This is a genomic window from Pseudomonas gingeri (genome assembly GCF_013386115.1).
In the GTDB taxonomy this organism is placed as follows: domain Bacteria; phylum Pseudomonadota; class Gammaproteobacteria; order Pseudomonadales; family Pseudomonadaceae; genus Aquipseudomonas; species Aquipseudomonas gingeri.
Map to the genome: position 1 here is coordinate 80,262 of NZ_JACAOR010000011.1, position 21,308 is coordinate 101,569.

The window sequence follows — 21,308 nt, forward strand, 5'->3', positions numbered from 1 at the left end:
ATACTGGCCTTAGAGGGGTTATGGATAAGATACGAGCCTTTTTGTTAGGCCTCCCGCGTCGGCAAAAACGCGTTCTTCAGGTCATCGCCGACATTGTGCTGGTGTGGTTGGCGCTGTGGATGTCGTTTGTCGTCAGGCTGGGGCTGGACGACGTGATCAACCCGTTTACCCAGCACCGCTGGTTGTTTCTCTCCGCGCCTGTGGTGGCTATTCCGCTGTTTGTAAAATTCGGGTTGTACCGGGCGGTGATGCGTTATTTCGGCAATGATGCCCTGATCGCCATCGTCAAGGCGGTGAGCCTGTCCGCGCTGATCCTCGGTGTGGTGGTCTATCTCTATAGCAACCACCAGACAGTGGTGCCGCGATCCATCATGTTCAACTACTGGTGGTTGAGCCTGATCATGATCGGTGGTCTGCGTCTGGTGATGCGCCAGTACTTCCTGGGGGATTGGTTTGGTGCCTCCCAGCACATGCCTTTTGCCAATCGTGATAGCGGGCTGACGAAGGTGGCGGTGTACGGAGCCGGTTCGGCGGGTAACCAACTGGTTGCTGCGCTGCGCATGGGCCGCGCCATGCAGCCCGTTGCCTTTATTGACGATGACAGCAGTATTGCCGATCGCAGTATTTCCGGGTTGCAGGTCTACAAACCCAAGCATATCCAGCAGATGATCGATACCACGGGAGCCCAGGAAATCCTGCTGGCGATTCCTTCCTCTTCCCGCGGGCGCCGCCGTGAGATTCTTGGTTTCCTGGAAGGTTACCCCTTGCATGTACGCAGTGTGCCCGGGTTCATGGATCTGGCCAGCGGGCGGGTCAAGGTCGACGATATCCAGGAAGTCGATATCGCCGATCTGCTCGGGCGTGACGCCGTGCCTGCCCAGGCTGAACTGCTTGAGCATTGCATCAAGGGCCGTGCGGTGCTTGTCACCGGAGCCGGCGGCTCCATTGGTTCGGAGCTTTGCCGGCAGATTCTTGCCTTGCGCCCAACGACGCTTCTGCTTTTCGAGCACAGTGAGTTCAATCTCTACAGCATCTTGTCGGAGCTTGAGCGGCGCGTGGCCCGTGAGTCCCTGTCCGTGCGCCTGCTGCCGATCCTCGGCTCCGTGCGTAATCCGGACAAGTTGCTGTCTGTCATGAAAACCTGGCGTGTGGAAACGGTCTACCATGCGGCGGCGTACAAGCACGTGCCCATGGTCGAGCACAACATCGCCGAAGGCGTGCTGAACAATGTGATCGGCACCCTGAACACCGCTCAGGCGGCATTGCAGGCCGGCGTGGCGAACTTCGTGCTCATTTCCACCGACAAGGCGGTGCGGCCGACCAATGTCATGGGCAGCACCAAGCGTCTGGCCGAGATGACCCTGCAGGCCCTCAGTCGTGAGCTGGCACCGGTGCTCTTTGGTGATTCTAGCAATGTGTCCCGGGTCAACAAGACCCGTTTCACCATGGTTCGGTTTGGCAACGTGCTGGGTTCGTCGGGGTCGGTTATTCCGTTGTTCCACAAGCAGATCAAGGCGGGTGGGCCGCTGACGGTGACCCATCCGAAGATCACGCGTTACTTCATGACTATCCCTGAAGCCGCCCAACTGGTCATCCAGGCCGGCTCGATGGGGCAGGGGGGCGATGTGTTTGTCCTGGACATGGGCGAACCGGTCAGGATTGTCGAGCTGGCGGAAAAGATGATTCACCTTTCCGGCCTGAGTATCCGTTCCGACAAGAACCCTCATGGTGATATCGCGATCGAGTTCTCGGGGTTGCGACCTGGAGAAAAGCTTTACGAAGAGTTGCTGATCGGCGACAACGTGGCGGCGACCCAGCATCCGATGATCATGACCGCCAATGAAGACCTGCTGCCCTGGGAGGCGCTCAAGTTGCGCCTGTCCGAATTGCTTGCGGCCGTGGAGAACGATGACTACGCGCGTGTGCGTCAGTTGTTGCGGGACACTGTCAGCGGCTATGCCCCGGACGGTGAGATAGTGGACTGGATCTATCAGCAGCGGCGCATGGATCCCTGAAGCTACACACCCGGTAACGGCCTCGTTTTTGACAAGGCTCCAGCATCACCTAGGTTTGGAAAGCAGCTTCGGAAAAGCTGCTTTCCCCTACGATGTCATGGAGTGTCACCTATGCGTACAGGCTTTTTCCCCTCCCTGTTGTTAACCGTTCTGCTCGGCGCCACCGCGGCGGTCAATGCGGCGCCAGCCGCCCAGACCGGCCAGCAAGCCGCACCCGCGAGTCAGGCGGAGTCCGCTCCAAAAGCCGGCAAGGTCAACCTGAACACCGCCGATGCCGAAACCATCCAGCGTGAACTGTCGGGCATCGGCGAGGCCAAGGCCCAGGCCATCGTCGCCTATCGGGAAGCGAACGGACCTTTCTCTTCGGTGGATGAGTTGCTTGAGGTCAAGGGGATCGGCAAGGCGATTCTCGACAAGAATCGCGACCAACTGGCGATCAACTGACGGCGTCGATCCGGCGCTCGAGACCGGTCCGGGGATCGGTCTCTTTTTCGTCAGGGGCTCTGGTTGTCGCAGCCCCTGGCGAGCCTTACTCCACCTGATCCTTCAAATGCGCCCTGGTCACATCCAGGATCTTCTGCGCCAGTTCGGCGTCTTCCGCACTGCGCGAGAGCACCAGCGCCCCGACCAGCGTCGCCAGCATCACGATACTCTGGTCCTGTGCATCCGGTCCGCCACCCAGCGCCTCCTCGACCTGCTTGAGCCGGGACTCGATCACCGTGTCGGTGGTCGGGCTCGGTGCGCCACGTTGTCCCAGCTCCGAGCACATGGTCGGCAATGGGCATCCGTGTTCCGGCGTGGTCAGGTGCCACTCGGACAGGTAGCTGTCGATGAACGCCTGTACCGGCTTGTCCTGGCTGAACAGCGTGTCGCAATGCACGTCCAGTTCCGCCGCGGCTTCCTGCAGGGCTTTCTCGACCAGTTCGTCCTTGGATTTGAAGTGCGCGTAGAAGCCGCCGTGGGTCAGGCCCAGGGCTTTCATCAAGGGCTGCAGGCCGGTCGCGCCAATACCGTCACGGCGAAAGCGGGCCGCTGCTTCCTTGATGATGCGCTCGTGGGTCTGGGCTTTATGATCGTGTGAATAGCGCATGGCTCAACCTCCAAATCTCCGGCCAATGATAACTGTGAGTTGTCGGCAGAGGGTTGGATTTTTTGAAGGTTGGTTCAAATCCGTTCAAATGCAGGAGGGGGTGTCAGCGGTCCTGCGCGTCCTTGGCATCCATCTCGGCGTTGCGCTCCTGGACGCGCTTGCGCTGTTCGTCGGTGAGCTCCACTTTGGTGGCGGTGTCGCGCAACATCATCAGGCCGCCGACGATGGAGCCGATGGCAACCACGATGATCAACCAGGCATACCAGGGCATGGGATTCTCCTTGATGGACCGATCCCGCGCGAGAAGTTCGTGCGGGATGCCGGCCCTTACCACTTTGAGTCACGGGATTTCTCAGTGGTTCAATTGTAAGCCCGTTCTGCTCCGATAGCTCTTACTGCCCGGTCAGCATCGCATCCGCCGGGGCGTCGGCGCGCAACTGCGCGGTCAGCAGGAAGTACAGGAAGCCGGCGGCCATGAAGCCGACGAAGATCAGGCCGATCAGCGCGTTGAACCAGGCCATGGCGACCAGGCAGACCACGGCCAGGAACAGCGCGATGGCCGGGACGAGCGGATAGCCCGGCGCGCGGAAGGTGCGCTCCAGGTCCGGCTCGGTTTTGCGCAGTTTGAACAGGCTGAGCATGCTCATGATGTACATGACGATCGCGCCGAATACCGCCATGGTGATCATGGCCGCGGTGAGGGTCATGCCGCTGAGGTTGATCAGGCCGTCGCTGTAGATGGCGGCGATGCCGATCAGGCCGCCGACGATAATGGCGCGATGCGGGGTCTGGAAGCGCGAGAGCTTGGCCAGGGACGCGGGCAGGTAGCCGGCGCGGGCCAGGGCGAAGAACTGGCGCGAATAACCGAGGATGATCCCGTGGAAACTCGCCACCAGGCCGAACAGGCCGATCCACACCAGCATGTGCAGCCAGCCGGAGCTGTCGCCGACCACGGCTTTCATCGCCTGTGGCAGGGGATCGTTGATGTTCGACAAGGTACGCCAGTCACCGACGCCACCGGCGAAGAACATCACGCCCATCGCCAGCAGCACCAGGGTCAGGATGCCGCTGATATAGGCCTTGGGAATGGTGCGTTTCGGATCCTTGGCTTCTTCGGCGGCCATGGCGGCGCCTTCGATCGCGAGGAAAAACCAGATGGCAAACGGAATGGCTGCGAACATCCCGGCAATCGCCGGCGCGCCGAAGCTGTCGGCTCCGGCCCAGCCGTTCAGGGCGAAATGGCTGAAGCTGAAGGCCGGTGCGACCACGCCCATGAATACCAGCAACTCGGCCACCGCCAGGACGCAGACCACCAGTTCGAAGGTGGCGGCCAGTTTCACCCCGAGGATGTTCAGGCCCATGAACACAATGTAGGCGCCCACGGCGGCATGCTTGGGATCAAGCGCGGGGAACTGCACATTCAGGTAGGCACCGATGGCCAGGGCAATGGCCGGTGGCGCGAAGACAAACTCGATCAGTGTCGCCAGGCCGGCGATCAGCCCGCCTTTCTCGCCAAAGGCCCGGCGGCTGTAGGCAAAGGGGCCGCCCGCGTGGGGAATGGCGGTGGTCAGTTCGGTAAAGCTGAAGATGAAGCAGGTGTACATCGCCGCGACCATCAACGATGTCACCAGGAATCCGAGCGTACCGGCGACGCCCCAGCCGTAGCTCCAGCCGAAATACTCGCCGGAAATCACCAGGCCGACGGCGATGCCCCACAGATGCAACGTGCCCAGCGTGGGCTTGAGTCGAGTGTTCATATGTTTCTCCCTGAACCGTTTGGATACCGCTCGGAACAGGCGGGTGCAGCGGACGTGCCAGCGCCGGGGAATGCGTCGCAAAGGGTGAAAAAGCTGTCGTATCGAGGATATTTCGCCGATGTTGCCCGGGATTTCGACTTTAATTGGTGCGAGTGGGGACCTTTATGGCGCGCCGTGGGCACATTTGCCGATCACCGGGTCCCGATCAGCCCCGGCTTGCGCTACAATCCGCGCCGATTTCGACTTGCCTGAGAGCCCATCCATGTCCGCCTGCCAGACTCCTATCATCGTCGCCCTGGATTACCCCACCCGTGACGCCGCCCTGAAGCTGGCCGATCAACTGGACCCGAAACTGTGCCGGGTCAAAGTCGGCAAGGAACTGTTCACCAGCTGCGCCTCGGAAATTGTCGGGACCCTGCGCGACAAGGGCTTCGAAGTGTTCCTGGATCTCAAGTTCCACGACATTCCCAACACCACCGCGATGGCGGTCAAGGCAGCCGCGGAAATGGGGGTCTGGATGGTCAATGTCCATTGCTCCGGTGGCCTGCGCATGATGGCGGCCTGTCGTGAAGTGCTCGACCAGCGCAGCGGTCCGAAGCCGTTGTTGATCGGCGTGACCGTGCTGACCAGCATGGAGCGTGAAGACCTGGCGGGTATCGGCCTGGATGTCGAGCCGCAGGTGCAGGTGCTGCGTCTGGCGGCCCTGGCCGAGAAGGCCGGGCTCGATGGCCTGGTGTGTTCGGCGCTGGAAGCCACGGCGCTGAAGAGTGCCCATCCGGGCCTGCAACTGGTGACCCCGGGGATTCGTCCGGCGGGCAGCGCCCAGGACGACCAACGACGGATCCTGACGCCACGCCAGGCACTGCAGGCCGGTTCCGACTACCTGGTGATCGGTCGCCCGATCAGCCAGGCGGCAGACCCGGCCCAGGCCCTGGCGGCGGTCGTGGCCGAGCTGGCCTGATCCGGCCTGCCGGTGGGGGAGTGGTGCTTGTGCGGGAGCGGGCAAGCCCGCTCCTGCCGGTCGTTGTGAGCAGTCCTTTCAGACCTTCAGCACCAGCTTGCCGAAATTCTCGCCACTGAACAGCTTGCCCAGGGTTTCGGGGAAAGTCTGCAGGCCCTCGACGATATCCTCCTTGCTCTTGAGCTGCCCCTTGGCCATCCAGCCGGCCATTTCCTGCCCGGCGGCGGCGAAGCGCGCGGCGTAGTCCATGACCACGAAACCTTCCATGCGTGCGCGATTGACCAGCAGCGCCAGGTAGTTGGCCGGACCCTTGACGGCTTCCTTGTTGTTGTACTGGCTGATGGCCCCGCAGATCACCACGCGAGCCTTGAGGTTCAGGCGGGTCAGCACGGCGTCGAGGATATCGCCGCCGACATTGTCGAAATACACGTCGACACCCTTCGGACACTCGCGTTTCAGACCGGCCTGAACGTCTTCGTTCTTGTAGTCGATGGTGCCGTCGAAGCCCAGTTCGTCGACCAGGAACCGGCACTTCTGCGCGCCGCCGGCAATCCCCACCACACGGCAGCCCTTGAGCTTGGCGATCTGCCCGGCAATGCTGCCCACGGCTCCGGCGGCGCCGGAGATCACCACGGTTTCACCGGCTTTCGGCGCACCGACATCGAGCAGGGCGAAGTAGGCGGTCATCCCGGTCATGCCCAGCGCCGACAGGTAGACCGGCAGCGGCGCCAGCTTCGGATCGACCTTGTAGAAGCCCCGTGGCTCACCGAGGAAATAATCCTGCACGCCCAGCGCCCCGTTGACGTAGTCGCCGACGGCAAACCCCGGGTTGTTGGAGGCAATCACCTTGCCGACTCCCAGCGCACGCATGACCTCACCCAGGCCCACCGGCGGGATATAGGACTTGCCTTCGTTCATCCAGCCGCGCATCGCGGGGTCCAGGGACAGGTACTCGTTGCGGACCAGGATCTGGTTCGCCCCCGGCTCGCCCACCGGGACTTCCTGATAGGTGAAGGTGTCACGGTTCGCAGCCCCGACCGGGCGTTTGGCCAGGAGGAATTGGCGATTGTTCTGGGTGGTCATGGCAGGCACTCGAAGCGATCAATGAAGCCTTGTAGATAGACCCTGATCGGCATCACGGCAAGTTTTGCCCGTCGGGCGAATAGGCTGCGATCCACTGCAATGATGGTGGTCATCGCGCTGTTATCACCACAACTTATCACTGCGGTGCATAAGGCGATAACCGGCCTTCTGATAGTGCTGCCCCGCGGGGCCGGCCACTGGCTAGACTCGGTTCACGCGACCTTTCACCCACTCAGCGAGGACAGAACCATGAGCATGACGTTTTCCGGCCAGGTGGCCCTGGTGACCGGCGCTGCCGCCGGGATTGGCCGGGCAACCGCCCAGGCTTTTGCCGCCGAAGGCCTGAAGGTGGTGGTGGCCGACCTGGATGTGGCGGGGGGCGAGGGCACCGTCGAACTGATCCGTGCCGACGGTGGCGAGGCGATCTTCGTCCGCTGCAATGTCACCCAGGAAGCCGACGTGCAGAAACTCATGGAGCAGGCCGTCGCTGCCTACGGTCGGGTCGACTACGCCTTCAACAATGCCGGGATCGAGATCGAGAAGGGCAAGTTGGCCGATGGCACCCTGGATGAGTTCGACGCGATCATGGGCGTCAATGTCAAAGGCGTCTGGCTGTGCATGAAGTACCAGTTGCCGTTGATGCTCGCCCAGGGCGGCGGCGCGATCGTCAACACGGCGTCGGTCGCCGGCCTCGGGGCCGCGCCGAAGATGAGCATCTATGCGGCTTCCAAGCACGCGGTGATCGGCCTGACCAAATCGGCGGCGATCGAATACGCGAAGAAGAAAATTCGCGTCAACGCCGTATGCCCGGCGGTGATCGACACCGACATGTTCCGGCGCGCCTATGAGGCCGATCCGAAGAAGGGCGAATTCGCCGCGGCGATGCACCCGGTCGGCCGTATCGGCAAGGTCGAGGAGATTGCCAGCGCGGTGCTCTACCTGTGCAGCGACGGCGCGGCGTTCACCACCGGTCACGCCCTGGCAGTGGATGGCGGAGCCACGGCCATTTGATCTGTCGTGCTGTTCGCCGCTGCCTGTAGCCCCCCGGTAAAGGAACCCGCCCAGTGCGGGTTTTTTTATGTCCGCCAGTGTGGCGCGTCCCGTCGGTATATTCTCTCGCGGCTGTCGGTCAGGCGCTGCAGGCCGCGGTATACGGGGCTTGCAGGGGAGTACCGGGAAGCTTTTTGTGCAAGCTGAGGTGCCGGGCTTTTGTGTTTAACTGTTTAACGAGAAATAACCGTGCTTTGGAGCGTCACACACAATGGATCTGGAAATTGATCGGCAGGCACTGGTGCCCGTCGTGCAGCAAATCGTCAGTGCGATCGTCGAATGGACCCGCCTGACCCGGGCCTGTCCGGGGACGCGCCTGCCGTCGGTGCGACAGTTGGCCAAGGAAAACTCTCTCAGTCAGGCCAATGTGACCGAGGCTTATGAGCGCCTGGTCATGCAGGGGGTATTGGCGTCACGCAATGGCTCGGTGTTCATTGTCGCCGACAGCGGCACGGCGTCCTCCCCCGGTACCGAGCCGGAGTGGTACGAGGGGTTGGAAACCCAGTGGGGAGCGTTCAGCGAGCATCCATTGGGGGAGTTGAAACTGGGCTGTGGCTGGATTCCCCAGGGCTGGCGGGAAAGTGACGATATCGGTTATGCGGTGCGTGAAGTCAGCCGGACCCAGATGCAGGGCCTGTTCCACTACAGCACCCCCTTGGGCTTGCCCGCCTTGCGCCAGCAATTGCACAAGCGCCTGACCCAGAAAGGCATTCAGTCCGGCGACGGCGAAGTCCTGACGACCCTGGGCATCACCCAGGGCCTCGACCTGCTGGTGCGCACGCTGCTCAAGCCGGGGGATTGCGTGCTGGTCGAGACTCCGGGTTATGGCAATCTCTACAAGCTCCTGGCCTTGCAGGGCATCGAATTGCTGGAAGTCCCCAGGACGCGCACGGGCCCTGACATCGAGGTGTTGCGCGGACACCTGCGCAGGCACCGGCCGAAGTGCCTGTTCATCAACAGCCTCTACCATAATCCGACGGGCAGCAGCCTGACCCTCCCGGTCGCCACGCAGTTGTTGCAACTGGCGCAGTCGGAGGATTTCCTGATTGTCGAGGACGGCGCCTTCAGCGATCTGCAGGGCGGCCCCGGAGTGCAACTGGCGGCACTGGACTCGCAGCAGCGGGTCATCTACCTGGGTGGTTTCTCCAAGACCCTGAGCAGTTCCCTGAAGGTCGGCTTTATCCGCGCTCACGCCGGGCTGATCCAGCGCCTGGCCGAGGTGAAGATGATTACCAGCCTGGGGGCTTCGCGCTTTGCCGAATGCGTGGTTGCCACGCTGCTGGCCAACGGCGCCTATCGCAAGCTGGTACAGCGCCTGCGCCAGCGGCTGGGGGCGGAGATGACCACGACCCTGGACCTGCTCGAAGAGACGGGCTGGGAAGTTTTCAGCGAGCCGTCCGGCGGCATGTTCGTCTGGGCGCGCAGCCGACGTTACAGTCCTACCCAGGTCCAGGCCGGTGCCCATAAACTCGGGGTATTGCTTGCACAGGATGTGGTCTTTACCCCGAGGGCAACTTCCGCGGGCTGGCTGCGGATCAACGTGGCCTATGCGGCGGATCAGCGGGCGCAGAAATTCTTCCGTTTGCTGGGCGATACCGAATCGACCTCGACCATTCTGAAAACGACGCGGGTGTAGCTTTTGGCCATTATTCCGGCGCCAAAGGCTTGTGCTTCACCGGTCGTGGTTGCGAATCTGCACGAATCTTGAATGGCTTGTGCGCCTTCAGCATTCGAACGGGGATTAAGCACCATGATTTCTGCCGTGCAAGGACGTTTTGCCAACCTGGGTATGGCGAAGAAGATGGGCATCGGTTTTGCCCTGGTATTGCTGCTGACCGGATTGGTGGCGGCAATCGGCGTCTGGTCCTTGCAGACCATCAGTCTGCGTTTCGAAGGGCTGAAGCAGATGTCCTCGCTCAACAGCAGCCTGCTCAAGGTGCGCCTGCTGGAGCAGGACTATGCCCTGCATTCGGACGCCAAGACGGTCGATGCGCTGCATGAGGGCGTGGATGCCCTGGCGGCGCAGGCAGAGGCACTCAAGGCGCAATCACCGGCCAACGTGCCGGTGATGACCGATGTCGAGCAGGCCCTGGTGGCCTATCGCAAGGCGTTCGACGAATTTGTCGAGCTGACCCAGGCCAAGGACCTGGCGCTGGAGATGGCCAGTTGGTCGGTCTCCAGTGTGGCCAACAACCTCGATGTCCTGCAGGCCGGCCTGGCCGATGATGGCGCCTATGGACTCAAGCAGTCCGAGGGCAAGGAAGGCAGCGAGTTCATCGAGCAGGCCGGCCAGGTCAGCCACGTCTCGCAGTTGATGCTGCAGGCGATGAACGAGGCGCGGGTGCGTCTCGATCAAAGCCGCAAGGGCGACGAGGAAAACCAGGCCCAGGGCAAGATCGAACAGGCGGACCAGGCCCTGGCCGGCGTCGAACAGCTCAAGACCGCGGTCAAGGACCCCGGCTACCAGACGGTACTCAATGAGGTCGGCGGCCATATCGCCAGTTTCGGTGAAAAGCTCACCGAGTACACCGGCCTGCTGGAGCAGGAAAAGAAGGTCTACCAGCAACTGCACGAGCGTGCCGCGCAGGTGGTCGAGCGGGTCAACCAGGCCTACGCGGCTGAAGATCAGTCGATGCAGGCCGAACTGAAGAAGAACTCGATACTGATCATCGGTTCGTCCGCCCTGGCCTTGTTGGTCGGCCTGGTGGCGGCGCTGGTGATCACCCGCCTGATTGTCGCGCCGCTGCGCAGCGTGATCCGGGTGGCCCAGCAGATCGCCGCCGGCGACCTGACCGGCACGGTGGAGGTCCAGCGTCGTGACGAGATCGGCCAGTTGATGCAGGCGATGCAGCAGATGGGCGCCGGCCTGAGCGGCATCGTCAGTGGCTTGCAAGCCGGGATCGAGCAGTTGGCGACCTCGGCGCATTCCCTGTCGGCGGTGACCGAGCAGACCAACCTGGAAGTCAGCACGCAGAAGGAAGAAACCGAGCAGGTGGCGACGGCGATGAACCAGATGACCGCCACGGTCCATGATGTCGCGCGCAATGCCGAAGAGGCCGCGCAGGCGGCACAGACCGCCGACGACAAGGTCGACAGCGGCCAGCAGGTGGTGCGCCAGAGCATGCAACGTATCGAGCAACTGGCGGACTCGGCCAACTCGGCCAGCCTGAGCATCGAAAGCCTGAGTGCGGAAATCCAGAATATCGGCACCGTGCTGAGTGTGATCAAGAGCGTGGCCGAGCAGACCAACCTGCTGGCGCTCAATGCCGCGATCGAGGCGGCCCGTGCCGGTGAGCAGGGACGCGGTTTCGCGGTGGTGGCGGACGAGGTGCGGGCCCTGGCCAAGCGCACCCAGCAGTCCACGGAAGAAATCGAACGGCTGGTCAGCGCCCTGCGTTCAGCCGCGCAATCGTCGGTGCAGCAGATCCGCAGCAGCGGTGAACTGGTCAAGCTGGCGGTCAGCGATGCCCTGCAGACCGAAAGCGCCCTGGGCAGCATCGCCGCGGCGGTGTCGCTGATCCAGCAGATGAACCAGCAGATTGCCGCGGCCGCCGAGGAGCAAAGCTCGGTGGCGGAAGAGATCAATCGCAGTGTGACCAGCATCCGGGCCAGTGCCGATCAATCGGCGGTGGCGATGCAGGGCAACGCGGCCTCCAGTATCGAACTGGCGCAGTTGGGGATGGAACTGAAGGGCATGGTCGGGCATTTCCGCCTCTGAGCTGCCCGGGTTCTTTGTGGGAGCCGGCTTGCCGGCGATGGCGTCCATGGGCGCGCGGCGCAAGACTCGCTGGCCTCGTCGCCAGCAAGCCGGCTCCTACACGTTGAATCGATGAATTCAGGCCTTGCGCCAGTTGAGGATCATCAGTGTCAGCACGCCCGCGACAATCCCCCAGAACGCCGAGCCTACCGAAAACAGGGTGAAGCCCGATGCGGTGACCATGAAGGTGATCAGCGCGGCTTCCCGTTCCCGGGGTTCGTTCATGGCGATACTCAGGCCGTTGATGATCGAGCCGAACAGCGCCAGCGCGGCAATCGACAGCACCAGCTCTTTTGGCAGCGCGGCGAACAGCGCGGCCAGCGTGGCGCCGAACGTCCCGGCGATCCCGTAGAAGATCCCGCACCACACCGCCGCGGTGTAGCGCTTGCTCTTGTCCTCATGGGCATGGGGCCCGGTGCAGATCGCGGCGCTGATGGCCGCCAGGTTGATCCCGTGGGAGCCGAACGGCGCCAGCAGCAACGAAGCGATGCCGGTCACGCTGATCAGGGGCGAGGCGGGCACGTCGTAACCGTCGGCCCGCAGCACGGCGATGCCCGGCATGTTCTGCGAAGTCATGGCCACCACAAACAGCGGAATGCCGATACTGATGGTCGCCGCCAGCGAGAACGACGGCGTGGTCCAGACCGGTGTCGCCACCTCCAGGTGAAAGCCACTGAAGTCCAGCAGGCCCAGCAACCCGGAAAGGGCGGTGCCGACCAGCAGCGCTGCGAGCACCGCGTAGCGTGGCGACAGGCGCTTGACCACCAGGTAGGTGAAGAACATCCCCAGCACCAGGCCCGTGCGGTGCTGGGCGGCGACAAAGATCTCACTGCCGATCTTGAACAGGATGCCGGCCAGCAGCGCCGCTGCCAGGGACGAAGGCAGGCGCTTGACCAGTTTTTCGAAGCTGCCGGTCAGGCCACAGATCGTCACCAGCACCGCGCAGGTGATATAGGCACCGATCGCTTCGCCGTAGGTGACGCCGGACAGGCTGGTGATCAGCAGTGCGGCACCCGGGGTCGACCAGGCAACCGTCACGGGCGTGCGGTAGCGCAGGGACAGGCCGATGCTGCAGATCGCCATGCCGATGGACAGCGCCCAGATCCACGAGGAAATCTGTCCGCCGCTCAGGCCGGCGGCTTGTCCAGCCTGGAACATCAACACCAGGGAGCTGGTGTAGCCGGTCATCATCGCAATGAAACCGGCGACCACCGCGGAAGGCGAGGTGTCGGCCAGGGGGCGCAGGCGCGCTTGAGTGATGTCGGTCATGGCGGGATTCCTTGCTCTGGAAAACGCTGCTGGAAAACAGGCGTGAATGCTTCTTGCAGCCTAAACGCAAAAGTAACCGTCTATTGCAATACAGCCAATGCCGCAAATAGCCGTACAGTCGTGTTGGCTACACAGGTTGTGTACAATGTGCCATGATTTTACGCGATACTTGTCAGCGACCCACTGTGCTGTATTACAGTCCATTCGCCGCCGTTTTCCGACTCGAGTGCCCATGAACGAACAGTTGCAGCCCCTCAAGAAACAACCGCGAGCAGGCAAGGCCGGCCGCAGCGGAACCCAGGACGATATTGTCTATGCGCATATCTTCGAGGCGATCCTCGAACAGCGCCTGGCGCCCGGTACCAAATTGAGCGAAGAGGCACTGGGAGAGATTTTCGGGGTCAGCCGGACCATCATTCGCCGTGCCTTGTCGCGCCTGGCCCACGAGGGCGTGGTCTTGCTGCGGCCCAACCGCGGCGCGGTGGTGGCCAGTCCGAGCGTCGAGGAAGCCCGCCAGGTGTTCTTTGCCCGGCGCATGGTGGAGAAGGCGATCACCGAGCTGGCGGTGCAGTACGCGACGGCCGAGCAACTGGCCGAGTTGCGGCAGATGGTCCACGACGAGCGCGAGAGCTTTTCCCGTGGTGATCGCGGGGCGGGGATCCGCCTGTCCGGCGAGTTCCACCTGAAGCTGGCGGAGGCGGCGAAGAATGCGCCGCTGATCAGCTTCCAGCGCAGCCTGGTGTCCCAGACCTCGCTGATCATTGCCCAGTATGAAAGCGGCAACCGCTCGCACTGCTCCTACGACGAGCACACCCAGCTGATCGATGCCATCGAGGCGCGGGACGCGGTCCTGGCCGTGGACCTGATGATGCACCACATGGACCATATCGACAGCAAGCTCAACCTCGACGAGGAGAGCGCTTCGGACGACCTGCACGCGGTGTTCTCGCACCTGCTGCTGGCGAAGAAGCCGGGTCGGCCCGCGGCGAAGCTGTAGAGGCCGTCCTGACCGGCAGTCGACGCGGTCATTGTGGGAGCCGGCTTGCTGGCGATTGATCGTTCCCACGCTCCGCGTGGGAATGCAGTCCGTGACGCTCCGCGTCACAACAGCGGACGCAGAGCGTCCAGAGAGACATTCCCACGCGGAGCGTGGGAACGATCAGTTCAGTGGCTGGGTTTGTGCACTTATCGCTGGTGCACCAGGTTCCCCGCCGCGTAGGTCTGCTGCACCGTGCGGTCATCCCCCAGGGTCATCAACACGAACAGCGTTTCGTCGATGCTCCTGGCCTGCTTCAGGCGATAGCTGAGCAATGGCGTGGCGTGGTAGTCGAGTACCAGGAAGTCGGCGTCGCTGCCGGCCCGCAGGTTGCCGATCCGCTCTTCCAGGCGCAAGGCCCGGGCGCCGCCGAGGGTCGCCAGGTACAGCGACTTGAACGGGCTCAACCGCGCCCCTTGCAACTGCATGACCTTGTACGCCTCGTTCAGTGTCTGCAGGATCGAGAAGCTGGTGCCGCCGCCGACATCCGTACCGATCCCGACATTCAGCTTGTGCTTCTCGGCCATCGGCAGGTTGAACAGGCCGCTGCCGAGGAAGAAGTTCGAGGTCGGACAGAACGCCACCGCCGATCCGGTCTGTGCCAGCCGCGCGCATTCGTCGTCGCACAGGTGCACGCCGTGGGCGAACACCGAGCGCTCTCCCAGCAACTGGTAATGGTCATAGACATCCAGGTAGCCCTTGCGCTCCGGGAACAGTTCCTTGACCCATTGCACTTCCTGCAGGTTTTCGCTGATATGGGTCTGCATGTACAGATCCGGGTATTCGCCCAGCAACTGGCCGGCCAGGGTCAATTGTTCCGGGGTCGAGGTCGGGGCAAAGCGTGGGGTCACCGCATAGTGCAGGCGACCCTTGCCATGCCAGCGCTCGATCAGCGCCTTGCTTTCCAGGTAGCCCGACTCGGCGGTATCGGTCAGGTAGTCGGGGGCATTGCGATCCATCATCACCTTGCCGGCGATCATCTGCAGGTCGAGTTTCCCGGCGGCCTCGAAGAAGGCATTGACCGACTGCGGATGCACGCTGCCGAACACCAGCGCGGTAGTGGTGCCGTTGCGCAGCAGTTCCTTGATGAAGATATCCGCGACTTCCTCGGCGTGGGCCGGGTCGGCGAACTGGCTTTCACAAGGGAAGGTGTAGGTGTTCAGCCAGTCGAGCAATTGTTCGCCATAGGCACCGACCATGCCGGTCTGCGGCAGGTGGATATGGGTGTCGATAAAGCCCGGGGTGATCAGCGCGTCGGTGTAGTGGCTGACGGCGATATCGGCCGGCAGCGTCGGCAGCAGCTCGCTGGCATGGCCGATGGCGCTGATCTTGCCGTTCTCGACCACCAGCAGGCCGTCCTCGAAATACTCGTAGGAGGCGTCGATGCCGACTTCGGCCGGGTCGGCGATGCTGTGCAGGAGGGCGGCGCGGTAGGCTTTGCGTGTCTGGGGCATGGTCTGTCTCAATTCGTGGTTTTCACTTCCAGGCTTCATGCGAAGTTTTCATTTGGAAGCATGGCTGCGGCGCGAGGCCGGCAGCAGTTTGGCAATGGGTTCGGCGCTCGCGGTGTGCTGGCCGAAATTCGCGTTATAGGTGGCGATGACCTCGCCGGCGATGGAGATGGCGATTTCCACGGGCAACTTGCCCTTGACCTCGGCCAGGCCCATCGGGCAGCGCATGCGTTGCAGCAGCGCATTGTCGTAGCCGCGTTCGCGCAGGCGGTGTTCGAACTTCACCCGCTTGGTCTTCGAACCGATCAGGCCGAAGTAGGCGAAGTCATTGCGCTTGAGGATCGCGGCGCTGAGTTCCAGGTCGAGCGGGTGGTTGTGGGTCATGACGATGCAATAGCTGCCGGCGGGCAGGCGGTCGATTTCCTCCACCGGTTCGTCACTGATGATCTTGCGCACGCCGCTGGGGATCTGCGGCGGAAACTCCTGCTCCCGGGAATCGATCCAGCGCACCCGGCAGGGCAGGCTGGCGAGCAGCGGCACCAGGGCGCGGCCGACGTGGCCCGCGCCGAACACGGCGATCTCGGCCTGGACCTGGCCCATTGGCTCGAACAGCAGCACCGTGACCCCGCCGCAACACTGGCCGAGGCTGGCGCCCAGGCTGAAGCGCTCCAGGTGGGTGTTCTGCTGGCCGCTGGCGAGCATGTCCCGGGCGATCTGGGTGGCCTTGTATTCCAGATGGCCGCCGCCAATGGTATCGAAGGTGCTACTGGCGCTGACGACCATTTTCGAACCGGCATTGCGCGGCGTCGAGCCGAGTTCCTCGATAATGGTCACCAGCACGCAGGGGTCACCCTGGTTCTGCAAGTCGGCCAGGGCACTGATCCAATCGTTCATGGACACCTCCGTGTCGTCTGTTCGAAGGCTATCGCCAGCAAGCCGGCTCCTACAGGTTTTGCCTCGCCCACGGCCCGCCGGTGGCCCACATAATGTGGGAGCCGGCTTGCTGGCGATCCGGGTACGTAGGGCCTGGTCATGATGACACCGTTTCCTGGTCATCCGGCACGGTCTGTCCTGCCTTGACCTGACGCATCTGTTCGCAGCCCCACAACACTCGCTCCGGCGTCGCCGGGGCGTCGATCTTCGGCTGTACCCGGTAATCCGCCAGGCTCGCCACCGCATCCTTGAGCGCGCACCATACCGCGATCCCCAGCATGAACGGCGGTTCGCCGACGGCCTTGGAGTGGAACACCGTGTCTTCCGGGTTCTTGCGGTTTTCCACCAGCTTCACCCGCAGGTCCAGCGGCATGTCCGCCACCGCCGGGATCTTGTAGCTGGCCGGGCCGTTGGTCATCAGCTTGCCCTTGGCGTTCCACACCAGTTCCTCCATGGTCAGCCAACCCATGCCCTGGACGAACCCGCCTTCGACCTGGCCGACATCGATGGCCGGGTTCAGCGAGGCACCGACGTCATGCAGGATATCGGTGCGCAGCATCTTGTACTCGCCGGTCAGGGTATCGACGATCACCTCGGCGCAGGCCGCGCCATAGGCGAAATAGTAGAACGGACGGCCACGGGCCTGGCTGCGGTCGTAGTAGATCTTCGGCGTCTTGTAGAAGCCGGTGCTCGACAGCGACACCTGGGCGAAATATGCCTGCTGGATCAGCGCCTCGAACGTCAGGATCTGCTCGCGCACCCGCACATGGCCGTTGCGGAACTCGACATCTTCCTCGCTGACCTTGTACTGCCGCGCAGCGAACTCCACCAGCCGCCGCTTGATGATTTCGGCGGCATTCTGCGCCGCCTTGCCGTTCAGGTCGGCACCGCTGGAGGCGGCGGTGGGCGAAGTGTTCGGCACCTTGTCGGTGTTGGTGGCGGTGATCTGCACCCGGTCGATTTCCACCTGGAACACTTCGGCCACCACCTGGGCCACCTTGGTGTTCAAGCCCTGGCCCATTTCCGTGCCGCCGTGGTTCAGGTGGATGCTGCCGTCGGTATAGACGTGCACCAGCGCGCCGGCCTGGTTGAGAAAGCTGGCGGTGAAGGAGATGCCGAACTTCACCGGGGTCAGCGCCAGGCCTTTTTTCAGGATCGGGCTGTGGGCGTTGTAGCGGCGAATGGTTTCCCGGCGCTCGGCGTACTGGCTGCTGGCCTCCAGCTCGGCGGTCATCTCTTCGAGCATGTTGTGCTCGACGGTCTGGTAGTAATGGGTGACGTTGCGTTCGGTCTTGCCGTAGTAGTTGGCCTTGCGCACCGCCAGCGGGTCGAGGCCCAGGTGGCGGGCGATGCTGTCCATCACTTCCTCGATGGCGACCATCCCCTGCGGGCCACCGAAGCCGCGGTAGGCGGTGTTCGAGGCGGTGTGGGTCTTGCAGCGATGGCCGTTGACCGTCGCGTCGCCCAGGTAATAGGCATTGTCGGAGTGGAACATCGCCCGATCGACGATCGACGCCGAGAGGTCCGGCGAGCAGCCGCAGTTGCCGGCCAGTTCCAGGTTGATCCCGTGCAGGCGCCCGCTGCCGTCGAAACCGACGTCGTACTCGATATAGAACGGATGGCGCTTGCCGGTCATCAGCATGTCTTCGACCCGTGGCAGGCGCATCTTGGTCGGTTGTCCGGTCAGCCGCGCCACCACCGCGCACAGGCATGCCGGGCTGGCCGCCTGGGTTTCCTTGCCACCGAAGCCGCCGCCCATGCGACGCATGTCGACGACGATCTTGTTCATCGACACATCCAGCACCTCGGCCACCAGTTTCTGCACTTCGGTGGGGTTCTGGGTCGAGCAATAGACGATCATGCCGCCGTCTTCGGTGGGCATCACCGAGGATATCTGGGTCTCCAGGTAGAAGTGTTCCTGGCCGCCGATATGCAGGTTGCCCTGGATTCGGTGTTCGGCGCTGGCCAGCGCGGCAGCCGAGTCGCCGCGCTTGTGGGTATGGCTGTCGAGGACGAAATGCCGCTTGCGCAGGGCCTCGACCACATCCAGCACCGGCTCCAGGTCTTCGTATTCGATGACCGCCGCCATGGCCGCCTTGCGCGCGGTTTCCATGTCCTTCGCGGCGACGGCGAGCACCGGCTGGCCGACGAACTCGACCTTGTCGATCGCCAGCAGGGGATCGCCGGGCAGCAGCGGGCCGATATCCTTGAGGCCGGGGATGTCTTCGTGGGTGATGACGATACGCACGCCGGCAAAGGCATGGCAGGGCGCGGTGTCGATGCTGATGATCCGTGCATGGGCGCGGTCTGACAGGCGCGCATAGACGTGCAACTGGTTGGGGAACTCCAGGCGGTCATCGATATACACCGCTTCGCCGGCCACATGCTTGTCGGCGCTGTCGTGCTTGACGCTGCGGCCGACACCGGTGGTCAGGTCCCGGGCGAACAGCTCGGCGAGCTCGGCCTGGGTTTTTTCCACAACAGGATGGTTAGACATAAGCGGTCACCCGTGTCTCGATATGCGGCGTTTGCAGTTCGATGAAGTATTTGCGCAACAGGTTCTGGGCGCTGAGCAGGCGGTATTCCTTGCTGGCGCGGAAGTCCGACAGCGGTGTGAAGTCCTCGGCCAGCGCCCGGCAGGCGCGCTCGATGCCGGCAAGGTTCCAGGCCGCACCGACCAGCGCGGCTTCGCAGGCCCTGGCGCGTTTCGGAATCGCCGCCATGCCGCCGAAGGCGATCCGCGCATCGGCGACCACGCCGTTCTCGATCTGCAGGTTGAACGCGGCGCAGACCGCGGAAATATCGTCATCCAGGCGCTTGGACACCTTGTAGGCACGGAAGCGCTGTTCGGCGCTGGCCCGTGGCACGATGATCTTCTCGATGAATTCGCTTTCCTGGCGGGCGGTCACCCGGTAATCGATGAAATAGTCTTCCAGTGCCAGGGTGCGGCTGCCGCTGCCTTTGCGCAGGACCAGTTGTGCATTCAGCGCGATCAGCAGGGGTGGTGAATCACCGATGGGCGAGGCGTTGCCGATATTGCCGCCGAGAGTGCCCTGGTTGCGAATCTGCAGCGAGGCGAAGCGCTGCAACAACTCGCCGAAATCCGGGTACTCGGCCTTCAGGGCGGCATAACAATCCGACAGCGGGGTGGCGGCACCGATTTCCAGGCGATCGTCGAAGGTCTCGACACGCTTGAGCTCGGCGACGTTACCGACGTAGATCATCACCGGCAGGGGACGATGGAACTGGGTGACTTCCAGGGCCAGGTCGGTACCGCCGGCCAGCAGTCGGGCTTCCGGGTGCGAGCCGTAGAGTTCGGCCAGGTCGGCGACCGTCAGCGGCACCAGGCAGCGCTTGTCGCCGCTGTTCAGTTCGCCGGTTTCGGTGGGGGCGATGGCCTTCAGGCGGGCGATGGTCTGGGCTTCGCGGGCATCGAACTGATCGGCGGGCTTGTTGCAGCAGGCCTGCTCGGCGGCGGCGAGGATCGGCCGATAGCCGGTGCAACGGCAGAGGTTGCCGGCCAGGGCTTCGTGGGCCTTGTGGCTGTCCGGGGCCTCGCTGTTCTTCTGCAGGGCGAACAGCGACATGACAAAGCCCGGCGTGCAGAAGCCGCACTGTGAACCGTGGCATTCGACCATGGCCTTCTGCACGCTGTGCAACTGGCCCTGGTGCTTGAGATCCTCGACGCTGATCAGTTGCTTGCCGTGCAGCGAGGAGACGAAGGTCAGGCACGAGTTGAGGCTGCGATAGCGAATCCGCTCGGTGCCCGAATCGTCCGTGTGCAGTTCGCCGACCACCACGGTGCAGGCACCGCAGTCGCCACTGGCGCAGCCTTCCTTGGTGCCGGGCTTGCCCAGGTGCTCGCGCAGATAGTTGAGCACCGTCAGGTTCGGGTCCAGGGCGTGCTCGCTACGGAGTTCCTGGTTGAGTAAAAACTGGATCACGGAAGGCCTCGCAGACTCATTATTGTTGTTGACCGTTGAGGCAGAATCTAGTGATGTCTGACTTTCAGGTCAATAAAAATCTGACCGAAAGGTCAGGAAATTCCGCCATCCGGGAAAACCCCTTTGAATTCAAAGGCGGCTTTCGCCAACCGGAGTGATGAACGGCAGGCTCTGCTTTAAGTCTAGCTGTGGATCAAATGCGTATTCCGTGCCAAATTCCGCCCACTGGGCCCTGCGCCATCACGTACCAATTGCGCTACACTGCGCCGCTTGCACTGATCAAAGATTTTGAAGGAAAACCATGACGTTCAAGGCGCCGGACAGCCTCGCCGAGCAAATTGCTCACCACCTCGCCGAACGCATCATTCGCGGCGAACTCAAACCCGGAGAGCGCATCCAGGAACAGAAAGTCACGCTGGCGCTCAATGTCAGTCGTGGCTCCGTACGCGAAGCCTTGTTGATTCTCGAACGCCGCCATCTGATCGCCATCCTGCCGCGCCGGGGCGCCCACGTGACCGAGCTCACCGCTCACAAAGTGCAGAGCCTGTGCACCCTGATGAGCGAGCTGTATATCCTGCTGGGCAATGCCGTGGCCCAGCGCTGGAAAGTGCAGACCGACCTGGCGCCGTTCCTGCAATTGCAGCAGCGCCTGAGCGCCAGCTATGAACGCCAGGACATCCGTACCTTTGTCGAAGACAGCTTCAACGTGATGCGCGCCGCGTATCCGTTTGCCGACAACCCGTACCTGCAGGAAACCGTCGAGAACCTGCAGCCGGCCATGAGTCGTGCCTATTACCTGGCGCTGGAGCAGCGCAAGGCGGAAATGACCGAATACCTGGAACTGTTCGCGCAACTGCTGGCGGCGGTGATCGCCCGTGACCTGCCGCTGATCCGCGAAGTCCTGGCCAGCTACGCCCAGCGCAGCTGTGACATCGTGCTGTCTGCCCTGGCGGTCGATTAAG

17 protein-coding genes and 1 pseudogene are annotated in these 21,308 nt (G+C 62.9%); 9 read left to right on the forward strand and 9 right to left on the reverse strand.

Going from position 1 to position 21,308, the window contains the following annotated elements:
• The first annotated feature begins 20 nt into the window (after positions 1–20).
• Positions 21–2,015, forward strand: coding sequence for a polysaccharide biosynthesis protein (locus tag HX881_RS21495; RefSeq protein WP_177086520.1), 1,995 nt, complete (start codon positions 21–23; stop codon positions 2,013–2,015).
• Between the two features lie 111 nt (positions 2,016–2,126).
• A complete protein-coding gene (locus HX881_RS21500; RefSeq protein ID WP_017129654.1) occupies positions 2,127–2,459 on the forward strand; it encodes a ComEA family DNA-binding protein in 333 nt (110 codons plus the stop codon).
• 85 nt (positions 2,460–2,544) lie between these two features.
• On the opposite strand, the gene HX881_RS21505 is transcribed toward HX881_RS21500, so the two are convergent.
• From HX881_RS21505 to eat, 3 genes are all read right to left on the reverse strand, one after another.
• Complete coding sequence (locus HX881_RS21505; protein ID WP_017129653.1) at positions 2,545–3,105, reverse strand: TetR/AcrR family transcriptional regulator; 561 nt, start codon at positions 3,103–3,105, stop codon at positions 2,545–2,547.
• Positions 3,106–3,208: 103 nt separating this feature from the next.
• Positions 3,209–3,376, reverse strand: a complete 168-nt coding sequence (locus HX881_RS21510) for a DUF2897 family protein (protein WP_017129652.1) — start codon at positions 3,374–3,376, stop codon at positions 3,209–3,211.
• Positions 3,377–3,497: 121 nt separating this feature from the next.
• Positions 3,498–4,862, reverse strand: coding sequence for an ethanolamine permease (eat, locus tag HX881_RS21515; protein ID WP_017129651.1), 1,365 nt, complete (start codon positions 4,860–4,862; stop codon positions 3,498–3,500).
• A gap of 262 nt (positions 4,863–5,124) precedes the next feature.
• Between eat and pyrF the strand changes: the two genes are divergently transcribed.
• On the forward strand, positions 5,125–5,823 hold the full coding sequence (pyrF, locus tag HX881_RS21520) for an orotidine-5'-phosphate decarboxylase (RefSeq protein ID WP_017129650.1): 699 nt from the start codon (positions 5,125–5,127) through the stop codon (positions 5,821–5,823).
• A gap of 78 nt (positions 5,824–5,901) precedes the next feature.
• Here pyrF and HX881_RS21525 read toward each other — a convergent pair whose 3' ends face one another.
• Positions 5,902–6,906 (reverse strand): NADP-dependent oxidoreductase, encoded by a 1,005-nt coding sequence (locus HX881_RS21525; RefSeq protein WP_017129649.1) that lies wholly within the window; start codon positions 6,904–6,906, stop codon positions 5,902–5,904.
• A gap of 249 nt (positions 6,907–7,155) precedes the next feature.
• On the opposite strand from HX881_RS21525, the gene HX881_RS21530 reads away from it, so the two are divergent.
• The 4 genes and pseudogenes from HX881_RS21530 (at position 7,156) to HX881_RS33285 (ending at position 11,674) form a co-directional block, all read left to right on the forward strand.
• A complete protein-coding gene (locus tag HX881_RS21530) occupies positions 7,156–7,917 on the forward strand; it encodes an SDR family oxidoreductase (protein WP_017129648.1) in 762 nt (253 codons plus the stop codon).
• A gap of 250 nt (positions 7,918–8,167) precedes the next feature.
• Positions 8,168–9,592 (forward strand): aminotransferase-like domain-containing protein, encoded by a 1,425-nt coding sequence (locus HX881_RS21535; RefSeq protein WP_177086522.1) that lies wholly within the window; start codon positions 8,168–8,170, stop codon positions 9,590–9,592.
• Between the two features lie 996 nt (positions 9,593–10,588).
• Positions 10,589–10,765, forward strand: a pseudogene (locus HX881_RS33280) (HAMP domain-containing protein); the annotation flags it as partial.
• Between the two features lie 204 nt (positions 10,766–10,969).
• Complete coding sequence (locus HX881_RS33285) at positions 10,970–11,674, forward strand: methyl-accepting chemotaxis protein (protein WP_422765542.1); 705 nt, start codon at positions 10,970–10,972, stop codon at positions 11,672–11,674.
• Positions 11,675–11,791: 117 nt separating this feature from the next.
• Here the strand turns inward: HX881_RS33285 and HX881_RS21545 are convergent, their stop codons facing one another.
• Positions 11,792–12,982 (reverse strand): benzoate/H(+) symporter BenE family transporter, encoded by a 1,191-nt coding sequence (locus tag HX881_RS21545; protein WP_017129645.1) that lies wholly within the window; start codon positions 12,980–12,982, stop codon positions 11,792–11,794.
• Positions 12,983–13,214: 232 nt separating this feature from the next.
• Here HX881_RS21545 and HX881_RS21550 point away from each other — a divergent pair, with 232 nt between their 5' ends.
• Positions 13,215–13,979 carry a GntR family transcriptional regulator gene (locus tag HX881_RS21550; protein WP_017129644.1) on the forward strand — a complete coding sequence of 255 codons (765 nt, stop codon included), beginning with the start codon at positions 13,215–13,217 and terminating at the stop codon, positions 13,977–13,979.
• A 188-nt stretch (positions 13,980–14,167) separates the two neighbouring features.
• Here HX881_RS21550 and guaD read toward each other — a convergent pair whose 3' ends face one another.
• The 4 genes from guaD to xdhA all read right to left on the reverse strand — a co-directional run bounded on the left by guaD (position 14,168) and on the right by xdhA (position 20,346).
• Entirely contained in the window at positions 14,168–15,472 is a 1,305-nt protein-coding gene (gene guaD, locus HX881_RS21555) for a guanine deaminase (protein ID WP_177086524.1), read from the reverse strand.
• Positions 15,473–15,520: 48 nt separating this feature from the next.
• Positions 15,521–16,363 carry a xanthine dehydrogenase accessory protein XdhC gene (xdhC, locus tag HX881_RS21560; RefSeq protein ID WP_017129642.1) on the reverse strand — a complete coding sequence of 281 codons (843 nt, stop codon included), beginning with the start codon at positions 16,361–16,363 and terminating at the stop codon, positions 15,521–15,523.
• A 136-nt stretch (positions 16,364–16,499) separates the two neighbouring features.
• The gene (xdhB, locus tag HX881_RS21565; protein ID WP_042937160.1) at positions 16,500–18,899 is read right to left on the reverse strand and encodes a xanthine dehydrogenase molybdopterin binding subunit; all 2,400 of its coding nucleotides are present in this window, start codon (positions 18,897–18,899) and stop codon (positions 16,500–16,502) included.
• Positions 18,892–20,346, reverse strand: a complete 1,455-nt coding sequence (gene xdhA, locus HX881_RS21570) for a xanthine dehydrogenase small subunit (protein ID WP_177086526.1) — start codon at positions 20,344–20,346, stop codon at positions 18,892–18,894. Before xdhA ends, xdhB begins: the two co-directional genes overlap by 8 nt.
• A 301-nt stretch (positions 20,347–20,647) precedes the next feature.
• On the opposite strand from xdhA, the gene HX881_RS21575 reads away from it, so the two are divergent.
• The gene (locus HX881_RS21575; RefSeq protein WP_017129639.1) at positions 20,648–21,307 is read left to right on the forward strand and encodes a GntR family transcriptional regulator; all 660 of its coding nucleotides are present in this window, start codon (positions 20,648–20,650) and stop codon (positions 21,305–21,307) included.
• The last annotated feature ends 1 nt before the right edge of the window (position 21,308 follow it).

What these genes read in the sequence shown, in the direction of transcription:
- HX881_RS21495 (WP_177086520.1), top strand. Translation starts at nt 21, where the DNA reads ATGGATAAGATACGAGCCTTTTTGTTAGGCCTCCCGCGTCGGCAAAAA.
- HX881_RS21500 (WP_017129654.1), top strand. Translation starts at nt 2,127, where the DNA reads ATGCGTACAGGCTTTTTCCCCTCCCTGTTGTTAACCGTTCTGCTCGGC.
- HX881_RS21505 (WP_017129653.1), bottom strand. Translation starts at nt 3,105, where the DNA reads ATGCGCTATTCACACGATCATAAAGCCCAGACCCACGAGCGCATCATC.
- HX881_RS21510 (WP_017129652.1), bottom strand. Translation starts at nt 3,376, where the DNA reads ATGCCCTGGTATGCCTGGTTGATCATCGTGGTTGCCATCGGCTCCATC.
- eat (WP_017129651.1), bottom strand. Translation starts at nt 4,862, where the DNA reads ATGAACACTCGACTCAAGCCCACGCTGGGCACGTTGCATCTGTGGGGC.
- pyrF (WP_017129650.1), top strand. Translation starts at nt 5,125, where the DNA reads ATGTCCGCCTGCCAGACTCCTATCATCGTCGCCCTGGATTACCCCACC.
- HX881_RS21525 (WP_017129649.1), bottom strand. Translation starts at nt 6,906, where the DNA reads ATGACCACCCAGAACAATCGCCAATTCCTCCTGGCCAAACGCCCGGTC.
- HX881_RS21530 (WP_017129648.1), top strand. Translation starts at nt 7,156, where the DNA reads ATGAGCATGACGTTTTCCGGCCAGGTGGCCCTGGTGACCGGCGCTGCC.
- HX881_RS21535 (WP_177086522.1), top strand. Translation starts at nt 8,168, where the DNA reads ATGGATCTGGAAATTGATCGGCAGGCACTGGTGCCCGTCGTGCAGCAA.
- HX881_RS33285 (WP_422765542.1), top strand. Translation starts at nt 10,970, where the DNA reads ATGACCGCCACGGTCCATGATGTCGCGCGCAATGCCGAAGAGGCCGCG.
- HX881_RS21545 (WP_017129645.1), bottom strand. Translation starts at nt 12,982, where the DNA reads ATGACCGACATCACTCAAGCGCGCCTGCGCCCCCTGGCCGACACCTCG.
- HX881_RS21550 (WP_017129644.1), top strand. Translation starts at nt 13,215, where the DNA reads ATGAACGAACAGTTGCAGCCCCTCAAGAAACAACCGCGAGCAGGCAAG.
- guaD (WP_177086524.1), bottom strand. Translation starts at nt 15,472, where the DNA reads ATGCCCCAGACACGCAAAGCCTACCGCGCCGCCCTCCTGCACAGCATC.
- xdhC (WP_017129642.1), bottom strand. Translation starts at nt 16,363, where the DNA reads ATGAACGATTGGATCAGTGCCCTGGCCGACTTGCAGAACCAGGGTGAC.
- xdhB (WP_042937160.1), bottom strand. Translation starts at nt 18,899, where the DNA reads ATGTCTAACCATCCTGTTGTGGAAAAAACCCAGGCCGAGCTCGCCGAG.
- HX881_RS21575 (WP_017129639.1), top strand. Translation starts at nt 20,648, where the DNA reads ATGACGTTCAAGGCGCCGGACAGCCTCGCCGAGCAAATTGCTCACCAC.